The 2,160-nt window shown below is 74.8% G+C and carries 1 protein-coding gene and 1 pseudogene; one reads left to right on the top strand and one right to left on the bottom strand.

Annotation, left to right across the window (positions count from 1 at the left end; all coding sequences use genetic code 11):
* Window positions 1-1,244 (bottom strand): condensation domain-containing protein (locus tag H5J33_RS32295; RefSeq protein ID WP_258565559.1); only part of this gene is annotated, 1,244 nt, incomplete at its 3' end.
* Here H5J33_RS32295 and H5J33_RS32290 point away from each other — a divergent pair.
* Window positions 1,228-2,160, top strand: a pseudogene (locus H5J33_RS32290) (serine hydrolase domain-containing protein); the annotation flags it as partial. The gene H5J33_RS32295 and the pseudogene H5J33_RS32290 overlap by 17 nt on opposite strands.

The raw sequence follows: 2,160 nt of genomic DNA, 5'->3' as shown, positions 1-2,160 counted from the left end.
TGACTTTCCCGACACCCCGAGAGCAGACCCCGCATCGCGTACCGAGTAGCGTTGCTCACCCGGGCCGTGGTGCCGTGCAGCGCCCGTTCCACGGCCCGGCGCACCCGCTCGGGGTCCGCTCCCTTGTCCGGCAGCACGCCGAACGCGGTGACCTGCCCTGGGTGCGCGGCCAGCCGGCGGGCCTCGGCGGCGGTGAAGAACAGGGAGGTCTGGTGGCGCACGGGGGTGGCCGGGGTGGCGAACCCGGCGAGGACGGTCCGCCAGTGCGCGCGGGTGGCCTCGGTGTCCCGTCCGGCCAGCCAGCGGACGTAGTCGCCGAACGGCCGCCGCGCCGAGGGCCGTGGCGCGGTGCCGGCGGTGAGGGCCGCGTACTCCTCGAACACGTCGGTGATCACCTGGGCGAGGCTCCAGCCGTCCAGGATCAGGTGGTGGGAGGTCCACAGCAGGTGCAGCCGGGCGTCCGGCAGCCGGACGAGGGTGAGCCGCATGAGCGGTGCCGTGCCGAGGTCCAGGCCGCGCGCGAGGTCGTCGGCGCGCAGCCGCTCCAGCCGTCCGGACCGCTCCCGCTCGTCCAGCTCCCGCCAGTCCAGCTGATCGATGGGGACGGTGACGTGCCGGTGGACGACCTGGAGCGGCACCGGTACGCCCTCCCACACCACCGAGGTGCGCAGGGCCGGGGTGCGGTCGGTCACCCGCTGCCAGGCCAGGGCGAGGGCGTCGGGGTCGGTGACGCCGTCCAGCAGGAGGGCGGCCTGGTCGACGTACACGTCGTCCGGTCCGCCGACCAGCCGGTGGAAGAGCATGCCCTCTTGCAGCGGGGTGAGCGGCAGCAGGTCCTCCACGTCCCGTCCGTCGCCCACGAGGCGGTCCACTCCGGCCTGGTCGAGGCGGGCCAGCGGGAAGTCGGAGGGGGTGCGGCCGCCCGCGCCGGGCCGGGCGCAGTGCTCGGCGATGCCGGCGAGCGCGGCCACCATGGCGTCGGCCAGCCGCCGTACGGTGCCGGTGTGGTGCACCTGGTCGCTGTAGTGCCAGGTGATCTCCAGCTCGCCGTCGGCGACCAGGGCGGAGACGTCCAGGAGGTGGTCCAGGGGCGCGCCGGGGTCCATGTCGGTGCCGGGTACGTCGGCCGCGGGTGCGAAGTCGCCTCCGGCGGGTGCCTCCCACTGGCCGTGGTAGGTGAAACACACCTGGGGCAGCGGGAGTTCGCCGAGCGCCCGGGCCTCGGGCCGGGGCGGCCGCCCCATGAACACCACCGACCGGCTCCGCGCCGGCAGCGTCACCAAGACCTTCACCGCGACGGTCGTACTGCAACTCGCCGCCGAGGGACGGCTTTCCCTGGACGCTCCCGTCGAGCGCTACCTGCCCGGCCTGATCCGCGCGGGCGGCTACGACGGCCGCCGGATCACCGTACGCCGGCTGCTGCAACACACCAGCGGACTGCCCGACTACCTCGAGGCACCCGAGTGGCAGCACCCCGAGAAGGTGCGCTACCGCCACTTCGAGCCGCGCGAGCTGATCGCCCGCGCCCTGCGGCTGCCGCCCCCCGACCAGGCCTGGCACTACGCGACCACCAACTACATCGTCGCCGGGCTGATCATCCGCGAGGTCACCGGCCACGACCCGGAGGCGGAGATCACCCGCCGGATCATCGCGCCGCTGGGCCTGCGCGACACGTACTGGCCCGGCGACGCCACCCGCATCCAAGGCCCGCACTCGCACAGCTACTTCACCGCGGCCGACGGCCACCGCGTGGACGGCACCGCCTGGAACACGACCTTCGGCGGTGCCGGCGGCGCGCTGGTCTCCAGCCCCGCCGACCTGACCCGGTTCGCCACCGCGCTCTTCACCGGCCGACTGCTGCCCGCACCCCGACTCGCCGAGATGCGGCGGACGGTGGCCGCCGACCCCGACCGGCTGTGGCCCGGCGCCCGCTACGGGCTCGGCCTGATCTCCTCACCGCTGTCCTGCGGCTCCACCTGGTGGGGCCACGCCGGCACCGTGCCCGGCGGCCACCGGGCACTGGTCGCCGCCGGCCCCGACGGCCGCACCGTCGCCGTCGCCCTGAACGAGGTGCCCGCCACGCTCCAGGCCGAACGGGACTTCCTCGACGTCGTCGACAAGGCCCTCTGCGAGGGCACGCCCACCGAAAGGACCCCGGCA

Origin of the sequence: Streptomyces sp. WELS2 (assembly GCF_013870595.1) — a bacterium.
Lineage (GTDB): Bacteria > Actinomycetota > Actinomycetes > Streptomycetales > Streptomycetaceae > Streptomyces.
This window is presented reverse-complemented; position numbering and strand designations above follow the sequence as displayed.